Source organism: Parabacteroides sp. CAG:2 (assembly GCF_000436315.1).
In the GTDB taxonomy this organism is placed as follows: domain Bacteria; phylum Bacteroidota; class Bacteroidia; order Bacteroidales; family Tannerellaceae; genus Parabacteroides; species Parabacteroides distasonis.
The window spans coordinates 16,231-26,028 of sequence record NZ_FR885265.1; the positions used below are offsets into that span (position 1 = coordinate 16,231).

General features: G+C 45.2%; 7 protein-coding genes. 4 read left to right on the plus strand and 3 right to left on the minus strand.

The genetic code is table 11. The features are described 5' to 3' along the window. From QVP94_RS02800 to QVP94_RS02815, 4 genes are all read left to right on the plus strand, one after another. The coding region (locus tag QVP94_RS02800) for a sodium ion-translocating decarboxylase subunit beta (protein ID WP_288213162.1) at positions 1 to 1,168 on the plus strand (1,168 nt) is incomplete at its 5' end. Positions 1,169 to 1,384: 216 nt separating this feature from the next. Beyond that, positions 1,385 to 3,238 carry a DUF349 domain-containing protein gene (locus QVP94_RS02805; protein ID WP_008780630.1) on the plus strand — a complete coding sequence of 618 codons (1,854 nt, stop codon included), beginning with the start codon at positions 1,385 to 1,387 and terminating at the stop codon, positions 3,236 to 3,238. Positions 3,239 to 3,301: 63 nt separating this feature from the next. Further along, positions 3,302 to 4,510, plus strand: a complete 1,209-nt coding sequence (locus QVP94_RS02810; RefSeq protein ID WP_022191924.1) for a hypothetical protein — start codon at positions 3,302 to 3,304, stop codon at positions 4,508 to 4,510. A 65-nt stretch (positions 4,511 to 4,575) separates the two neighbouring features. Then, complete coding sequence (locus QVP94_RS02815) at positions 4,576 to 5,769, plus strand: esterase (RefSeq protein ID WP_008780628.1); 1,194 nt, start codon at positions 4,576 to 4,578, stop codon at positions 5,767 to 5,769. 66 nt (positions 5,770 to 5,835) lie between these two features. Here the strand turns inward: QVP94_RS02815 and QVP94_RS02820 are convergent, their stop codons facing one another. Genes QVP94_RS02820 through QVP94_RS02830 form a run of 3 tightly spaced genes read right to left on the minus strand, consistent with a single transcriptional unit; the run spans position 5,836 to position 9,766 of the window. After that, positions 5,836 to 6,531: a LytR/AlgR family response regulator transcription factor gene (locus QVP94_RS02820; protein WP_008773963.1), complete on the minus strand. Its 696-nt coding sequence runs from the start codon at positions 6,529 to 6,531 to the stop codon at positions 5,836 to 5,838. After that, the gene (locus QVP94_RS02825; protein WP_196007116.1) at positions 6,528 to 7,586 is read right to left on the minus strand and encodes a sensor histidine kinase; all 1,059 of its coding nucleotides are present in this window, start codon (positions 7,584 to 7,586) and stop codon (positions 6,528 to 6,530) included. The genes QVP94_RS02820 and QVP94_RS02825 overlap by 4 nt, the downstream gene beginning before the upstream one ends. A gap of 20 nt (positions 7,587 to 7,606) precedes the next feature. After that, a complete protein-coding gene (locus QVP94_RS02830; RefSeq protein ID WP_022191926.1) occupies positions 7,607 to 9,766 on the minus strand; it encodes an outer membrane beta-barrel protein in 2,160 nt (719 codons plus the stop codon). Positions 9,767 to 9,798: the final 32 nt, after the last annotated feature.

A 9,798-nucleotide genomic window follows, 5' to 3' on the forward strand; every position in this document is an offset into this window, starting at 1 on the left:
CTTGATCATGTATGCCATAGCGTTCGTATTGCTCTACCTCGGTATCAAGAAACAATACGAGCCGCTATTGCTCGTGCCTATCGCGTTCGGCGTATTGCTCGCCAATTTCCCCGGAGGCGATATGGGAGTGATTCAAGCGGATGAGAATGGGTTGGTTAATGTACACGGCGTGATGAGAAACATCTGGGAAATGCCGCTGCATGATATCGCGCACGAGCTTGGCTTGATGAACTTCATCTATTATATGTTGATCAAGACGGGCTTCTTGCCGCCGATTATCTTCATGGGTGTCGGTGCGTTGACCGACTTCGGCCCGATGCTCCGTAACCTTCGCCTATCCATTTTCGGCGCCGCAGCTCAATTGGGAATCTTCACGGTGCTTTTGGTAGCGATCTTGATGGGATTCACACCAAAAGAGGCAGCGTCTTTAGGTATTATCGGTGGCGCCGATGGCCCGACGGCTATCTTCACGACCATTAAATTGGCTCCGCATTTGCTAGGCCCGATCGCTATCGCTGCTTATTCTTACATGGCTTTGGTACCGGTTATCATCCCGTTGGTCGTTAAGCTACTGTGTTCTAAGAAAGAATTACAGATCAACATGAAGGAACAAGAGAAGAAACACCCTTCTAACATGGAGATCAAGAATTTGCGTGTATTGAAGATTATCTTCCCGATCGTGGTAACTACCGTAGTCGCCCTGTTTGTTCCCAGCTCCGTTCCTTTGATCGGTATGTTGATGTTCGGTAATCTTGTAAAAGAGATCGGAACCAATACGTTCCGTCTGTTCGATGCCGCTTCCAACAGCATCATGAACGCAGCCACGATCTTCCTCGGATTATCCGTCGGGGCAACCATGACCACGGAAGCGTTCTTGAACCTGACAACAATCGGTATCGTAATCGGCGGTTTCTTGGCATTCGCCTTGTCTATCGCTGGAGGTATCTTCTTCGTTAAGATTTTCAATTTGTTCACTAAGAAGAAAATCAATCCGCTTATCGGAGCCACGGGTTTAAGCGCTGTACCCATGGCCTCTCGTGTGGCGAATGAGATCGCGTTGCAATATGATCCGAAGAACCATGTCTTGCAATATTGCATGGCTAGTAATATCTCGGGAGTGATCGGCTCGGCGGTAGCTGCCGGCGTGTTGATTTCCTTCTTGGGATAAATAAGATTAAATAGTATAAGTAGATGGTGGGAGACGGGGCATGCCTCGTCTCTACAACCGGAATCAGGAGAAATCGGCCAACCTTAACATCTATTAGTATCCAAAATGACTTTTTAGATAAATAATTTCCCCGAAATGCTGTAATCCAAAAATATTTAGTTTAATTTGTGACTTGATATAGGAATGTATTTATCCTTTTCTTAAAAGCGATTGTATATGAAGGACACTCTTGAGACTAATTTGCCGGAAGAAGCCGGGAAATTGGAAGAAACTAAAAAACCGGTTGAGACGCCGGAAATCGATGCTACCGCAGACGTTGAAGCCAACGATACAGCGGAGGCGGACGCTGCTATTGCCGCAGGTAAATTAACCAAAGAAGAAATTCTCGCTAAGTTAACCGAACTTGTTGAGACTTCCGTAGAGACTTCCCGTGGAGAAGTAGAGGCTTTGAAACAGGCTTACTACAAGATCCGTCGTAACGAGGTGGAAGAGCTTAAGAAAGTATTCATCGCTGATGGTGGCGAAGAAAAGGATTTTACAGCCCCCGCTGACGAAACCGAGAACAAGATCAAGGATTTGCTCACCTCTTATAAAGAGAAAAGAGCCGCTATCCTCGCCGAGGAAGAGCGTGTAAAGGCCGCTAACTACGCTTTGAAATTGCAGTTGATCGACCAGTTGAAAGAGCTTTGCGAAAGCCAAGATGATTTCAATAAATTATACAACTCTTTCAAGGACATCCAACAAAGATGGAAAGAGGTGAAGGCCGTTCCCCAAGAGCACGTGAACGAGCTTTGGAAGAACTATCAGATCTACACCGAGAAATTCTATGATATTATCAAGATAAACAATCAGTTCCGTGATTACGACTTCAAGAAGAATCTGGAATTGAAGACCGCCTTGTGCGAAACCGTAGAGAAACTAGGTAACGAGCCGGATGTTATCTCCGCTTTCCACCAGCTTCAGAAGCTGCACCAGCAATGGCGTGAGATCGGGCCGGTAGCGAAAGAATTACGTGAGGATTTATGGGCTCGCTTCAAAGCTGCCTCAACCGTGATCAATAAGCGTCACCAAGAGCACTTCGAGAAACTGAAAGCGAAAGAGCAGGAGAATCTGGATGCGAAGACCGTGATTTGCGAACAAATCGAGGCGATTGATTTCAGCGCGTTGAAATCGTTTAAGGATTGGGAAGAAAAGAATAAGGAGGTAATCGGCTTGCAAGAGAAATGGAAGACGATTGGTTTCGCTCCGAAAAAATATAACGTAAAGATATTCGAACGTTTCCGTGCCGCTTGCGATGTCTACTTCGAGAAGAAGAGCGAGTTCTACAAGGCGATCAAGAGCGATATGGAGAAAAACCTCGACGCTAAACGTGCGTTATGCGAGAAAGCCGAGGCTTTGAAGGATAGTACGGACTGGAAGGATACGACGGATAAGATGATCGCTTTGCAGAAAGAATGGAAGACGATCGGACCGGTAGCCCGTAAGCATTCCGACGCTGTCTGGAAACGTTTTATCTCGGCTTGTGATTATTTCTTCGAGCAAAAGAATAAGAACGTTGTTTCCCAAAAGAGCATAGAGCAGACCAACTTGGCCGCTAAGAAAGAGTTGATCGCTAAGATTAAGGGCATGGACGAGAGCCTTGGACATGATGAGGCTATCACGACCTTGAAGTCTTATATGGCGGAATGGAACACGATCGGTTTTGTACCGTTCAAGGAGAAAGATAAGATCTACAAGGAATATCACGAGGCGGTTGACCAACAATTCGATCGCTTGAAGGTAGACCAGAACGATCGCAAGATGCAGTCGTTCCGCAACAACCTAAACGAGATGACCAGCGGCGAAAGAGGTAAAGGCCGTTTGTTCAGCGAGCGTGATAAGTTGATGCGTATGTACGAGCGCATGAAGAACGAGCTTCAGACTTACGAGAACAACATCGGCTTCCTAAGCATTTCCTCCAAGGGCGGCGGCGGTTTACTGAAAGAAATGGAACGCAAGATCGAAAAACTGAAAGAGGATATGGCTTTAACGGTCAAGAAGATCGATGCCATCGACGAGAATCTGGAATAACAATCTCATAAACCCGAGCAAAGCCGTCCTTTAAAAAGACGGCTTTGTTGTTTTTACGCTTTTATGTCACGGATACATTATTTCAATCCCGGCCACGAGACGGCCGTACTTTTAGGGACACAGAACTACACGGCACCGACAAACGTCCGTAAAATGCAAAAAGACTTGGCGCTGCTGCCGGTTTGGTATGCGGAAGAGGATGATTTCGTCTATCTGGAAGATAGTAAGGCAACCCCTCCGTTTTTCTCCCATTTACCCAAAGACCTACATCCGGCTCCTATACCTGTAACAAAAGCGATGCTGGCGAAAAACGCTCCCTACCTCTCTCCTATGGACGCGGCCCCATGGGGACTTTCCCCGCATAGTCTTCATTTATTCGAGCAGTTGAGGGACAAGGCAAAAGTCCGGCTATCCGTCCCGACTTGGAAAGAGGATTATTTTCGCCTTACCGGTAGGCAAACGGCGGCGGAATGTCTGGAAAAGATACAGGCCCTCCTACCCGATCTCCCTATTCCAGTAGCGCCTCGTTTCTGCACGAAAATCAGGGAGGTGGAGAGATACATGATCTTATGCAACGCTCCCTTCGTATTAAAAACACCCTATTCCTCTTCCGGACGGGGATTGCTATGGGTAGAGAAACGAAAACCGGATACAAAAACGAAAAACTGGATACAGGGCGCATTCAACAAACAAGGAATGATCAGCATCGAAAGCGGATTAGACAAAGTACAGGATTTCGCCATGGAATTTTATTCCGACGGGCAAGGTACTGTCCGTTACGAGGGATTATCCGTTTTCAATACCGAGGAGCGAGGCTCCTATACAGGCAACATCCTAGAGGAACAATCCACCATGCTCTCTCGCATCACCCGATTCACGGGCGAAGAAACCTATTCCCGCATCCAAGAGGCGGTATGCGCTGTATTACAAGAAGTGTACGGATCTACATATGCGGGCTGTATAGGTGTGGACATGCTGGTCTATAGACAAAAGGATGGATCTTTCGCTATTCATCCCTGCATTGAGATCAATATGCGGTACACGATGGGAATGGTCGCTTTACGTCTATTCCAGCAGTATGTAGCGCCCGGAGCTGTTGGCGATTACCGGGTTTCTTACGAGAAGGAAGCCGGAGAAGCTCTCGAGAAACACCGCCTCATGTCTGAGACCTATCCGCTTCGCCTCGCGAATGGAAGGATTCAAGAAGGCTACCTCTCATTATGCCCTGTCACAAAAGAGACACATTATCGAGCCTATTTATTGCTCATGTAACAGATTATTCATTACATTTGTAAAAATCTTTAGACTTTAGTAATACCATTAATAAATTTATCATTATGAAAAGATTATCAATCTTGGCCGTATTCATGCTGATCAGCGTGATCACGTTCGCCCAACAAGCCCTTTGGGGTAGTCAGAACATCATCTCTCCGGAGATTCATCCGGATAACACCGTAACCTTCCGGTTCATGGCACCCAAAGCGATCAAGGTGCAGGTAACAGGAGATTTCCTTCCCACACAGAAGATGGAGACTCAGTTCGGTTTAGTGGATGTACCCGGTACCGTTGATTTAAAGGAAGGTAAAGAAGGCGTTTGGGAATATACCACACCGGAACCTCTTCCCTCCGAATTATATAGCTATTCCTTTATTGTCGATGGATTAAAGACTACAGATCCTAATAATGTCTATCTGAACCGTGACGTGGCATCCGTTACGAATATCTTTATCATCAAGGGTGGACAGGGCGATTTATACAGCGTTAATGATGTTCCTCACGGAACGGTCGCTCGCCGTTGGTATGAGAGCCCAACATTGGGAAAGACCCGCCGTATTACCGTTTATACGCCGGCTGGCTATGAGACAAGTGGCAAAAAATATCCGGTATTCTACCTCTTACACGGCATGGGTGGCGACGAGGAAGCTTGGATCGCCTTAGGACGTACGGCCCAGATCTTAGACAATTTGATCGCCCAAGGTAAGGCAAAACCGATGATCGTGGTTATGACAAACGGAAACGCGGATCAAGAGGCCGCTCCGGGAGAATCCAGCCTAGGTTTAGTTAAGCCGAATATGCAACTACCTAAAACCATGGAGGGTAGCATGGAAAGCAGCTTCCCGGATGTCATTAAGTTTATCGAGAGCAATTACCGTGTGGAAAAAAAGAAATCCAGCCGTGCGATAGCCGGACTTTCCATGGGCGGTTTCCATTCTTTGCATATATCTAAGCAATATCCGGATATGTTCGATTACGTGGGATTATTCTCTGCCGCCATCCTCCCCCGTGAAGGCTCCGAATCTCCCATCTACCAGAATATGGATGAGAAGCTGAAAGTACAATTCGGCAAGCACCCGAAATTATACTGGATCGCTATCGGTAAAACCGACTTCTTATACAAAAACAACGTAGACTATCGCAAGAAACTAGACGATAACGGCTACAAATACGAATACTACGAGAGCGACGGCGGCCATATCTGGAAAAACTGGCGCATCTACCTCACAAAATTCGCCCCAATGTTATTCAAATAACAAAATACCCCAGTTGTAGAGACGCGGCATGTGCCGCGTCTCTATGACCTAGCTACAGTCATATAATTACAACGTATTCTTAAGGATACGCTTAAATACAACATCTCTGAGATTACGGGCGATCGGGATTTGATAGGATTCGATACGTAATCTATTCCCTTCTACCAGATCGACACGATCCGCATTAATTATATACGATTTATGCGTTTGGAGAAATTGATCATCGGGTAGGGATTCCCCGATCCGCTTCAAGGTTGAATGGGTCAATACTCTACCGGAAGTAGTATAGATGCTAACATAATTTTCCAACGCCTCTACAAATAAGATATCTCTTAGGTAGATCTTACGCATTTGCTTCTCGCTTTTCACGAAGAACGAGGCATCCGCATCCGGCGTGTTCTCCCGAACCAACAGGTCGTGTACCTTATTCACGCCTTTTAAGAAACGCTCAAAGGAAATAGGCTTCAGCAAATAATCCACGACATCCAGCTCATATCCTTTCAAGGCATATTGCTCATAAGCGGAAGTAACGATCACTTTGGGAGGCTGGTTTAAGGTCGCCAATAAATCCAAACCGGAAAGATAAGGCATCTCGATATCTAACAAAAGTAAATCCGGCTGCTGAGTTTTCAACAGAGTATTTAATTGGATAGCGTCCTCACATACACCGGTCAAGGAGAGAAAATCCACTCGCTCCACATACGATTGCAATCCTTTACGGGCCATCGGCTCATCATCTGTTATCACGCAGGTTATTGTCATATATCTTCTATTTCAATCATTAATTCCGCTACGAACTCAGTCTCTTCTTTCCGGGTTTCCAAACGGTGCTTATTGGGATACAATAAAGATAATCGGCGGCGTAAATTTACCAGACCGATGCCTTTACGTTGCCGTTCATCCACCGATTTACGCAACGCTTCGTCCTCCGCTGAAAGCTCGGGGATGGAGTTTCGTATAAACAAACTGATCCGGCTATTTTTCCATTTCATGATAATATCCAATTGATAATCGCCACCTACGTATTTAAAAGCGTTCTCTACCAACGGGAGGAAGAGTAACGGATAAATATTCAGTTCATTCAATTCGGGCGGAAACTCTACACGCAACCGCAGGCGTTCACTCATACGAAGCTTACGCAAGGCTATATAAGTTTTCAAATAATCAATTTCTTGCAGGATACTGACCTTCTGATTGCCGCCATACAGTTGGTAACGCAAGAGTTCGGATATCATCTCTAACGTGCGACGAGGCGCCTTGTTACTTTCATCAATCTGGAAATAAACGGTATTGAGCGCATTAAACAAGAAGTGAGGATGATATTGGGATTTCAAGAACTTCAATTCCGTCTGTAATTGATCATTCTTGATCTTTTCCAGTTGGATACGCTGCTCGGCGTAATCTTTATCCAATACTTGAGCTCGCTGAACATTATAGACCATAAACGCAAACAAGCTCCCTATCACGTTCGCAATTATTATATCGTCCATATGGAAAGTATCACCGATAAATATACGGGTTATTGCCAACGTAGCATTCACACCCAATATAATAAATAAGAAAGGCATTCCATACGATCTCCAAACAAATTTCCACCTATTCGGTTCTTTCGCTCTTCGGCTCTTCTCGATCTGGCTTCCAAAGTAAATAAAAAACAAATAAGAGACAAAGATTAGAATCACGATCTCTAGGATACTATTCCCCAAGGACTGTGTCCAGTAGTGTCCTTCTTTCGTATAATCCGTTACCCAGCGGATACAAGAATACAAAGAGACCGCAAAAATCAAGGCATATATCCACTTATATATCTTTTTCATAAACCATTTGTCTAGAGGTTTCACAAATTTATTCTTTTACTTTCATCTACGCTATGCTTCCGGCGAGATTCTTTCACCTCCAAACCACGATTTATACGATAGGTCAATGAAATACCGACTACCGTCCGGTTCATCCGCTCTTTTATAAAAGCGTGCTGGGTGGGAGTCATCACGCTCATTCTCGATACATTCGAATGGAAAATATCCCGTGCGAATAACTGGATCGTTCCCCGGCCTTTCCATATCTTCTTCTGGATACCGGCATTTATTTGCCATAACGGATAGATCGTAGCTTGTCCCGCCGCCATTTTCCCATTATAGAAACCGATAAGTTCAGCGCTCCAAGTCCGGGCAAAGCTAAACTGATTCGAGATCCCGATATTCGGTGTCCATCTCTTATTCACCTTTACTTGATAATTCTCCGGTAAACGATACCGGTTATAGATCAAGGATGCGCTGACGTTCACGTTCCAAAATGAGGTTAGCGGTAATTGGGAGGTACTGAGCCGGGGACCTACGCTGACGCGGGAAGAGAGATTTTCCGGTGAGACATAAACGACATAGTTCCCTTGATCCAAATAGCTCTTGATAATTACATCCTTCGTATAATTGAAAGCAAGCCCCACCCGGAATAAATCGCCATGTATATAGGCCAGTTCCAGATTATCGGATAATTCCGGGCGTAATAAGGTGTTACCTTTATCATACGTATACTCATCGTGGATATATACAAACGGATTCAGGTCCCGGTAATTCGGACGGACAATCCGTTTGCCATAAGTAAGCGACAGACTATTCCCATTCCTCAAGGCATACTGAACAGAAAGCGTTGGGAACAAGTGCGTATAATGATTGGTAAACGAGGAGTCTCTTTGATAAGCGTTACCCGATTGTTCGCCCTCTATGCGGGTATTTTCCAGACGAAGACCTGCCTCCAGACTTATAGAAGAGAATTTGGCGTCAAGCTGTACATAGCCTGCGTTTATATTCTCGTCATACTGAAAATCACAACTCAAGTCATGGTCCGGTTGCCAAGAATCACCTTGTAACCGATTATAATCAGCGTTATTATCAATAGAGACAAAAGAGGTCTTGGCGCCTGCATGGAACGTGAAGGATTTCGAGAAAGGCCACACCAGATTCGCTTGTCCGGAGTATAAATGGATTCCTCCATCCATATCCCCAAACAAGGTATCTTGGCTATTCAAATATTGGTCTTCCTCGTATCGATAACGCAAGTAATCCATAGAGGCATCCAAGACCCCACCATCAGAGTTAAAGGTATGTGTTAAACTTAAAACAGCCGTAAAATTATCCTGTGAACGATTCTGGTCGTTCAAGGTGCGAAGCGAACCTCCGGTTTGCGGAGATCGCTTAGGAATGGATGAGTTCATATCTCCCTCAACCTTGTTACCCGCCAGATTACCATCCGTCGAAAACCCGATCGTAGTCTTATCCGACATTTGATAATCGATCCCGAAACGATAATAGTTTGATGTATTCTTCCAAGTTCGATAGGAAGATTGCGTCATCTGCCCGGTCTCCCCTTCCGGCCGCCAACCTTCCAGATAGTTTCTCTCCACATACAGATCATCGTAATCATTCTTCCGGGAATAGGAATAAGAGAGATAGAAGTTGAGCTTATTCGTTCGCAGATTCAGGGTAGTAGAAGCGAAACCCTCTCCATATTTACCTTGGTCATAACTACCGTTTACCGAAAGGTTCATTCCTCTTCGCAATATCTTCTTCGTACGTATATCGATAATACCGGAGTTTCCGCTAGCGTCGTAACGTGCCGAGGGATGCGTAATCAAATCGATTTTATCCGTAATGGAGGCAGGAGTCGATTTTAAGAGATTGACAAGATCTTGCCCCGATAAATAGGTCGGCTTACCATCCATCAAGATATTCGCACCGTTTTGACCATTCAAGAAAATAGTGCCATCATTTTGTATCACGACTCCCGGCAAACTGGTCAACACGTCGTAGACATTCCCTTGGCTTTGGGTGATAGAGGCATCCAGCCTATAAGTCATCTTCCCCGGTTTCATCTCTACCGTAGGGAGCTTAGCCATGATCACCACTTCCTGTAACTTCTGGTCCGCTATCGTATCGACCTGTCCCCAACCACAAAAAGGGGTAATTATCAATAGAACTATTATAAAAAGATTCCTGCTCATGTCGTTTTTATATCAAAATTACATCAGCAGGA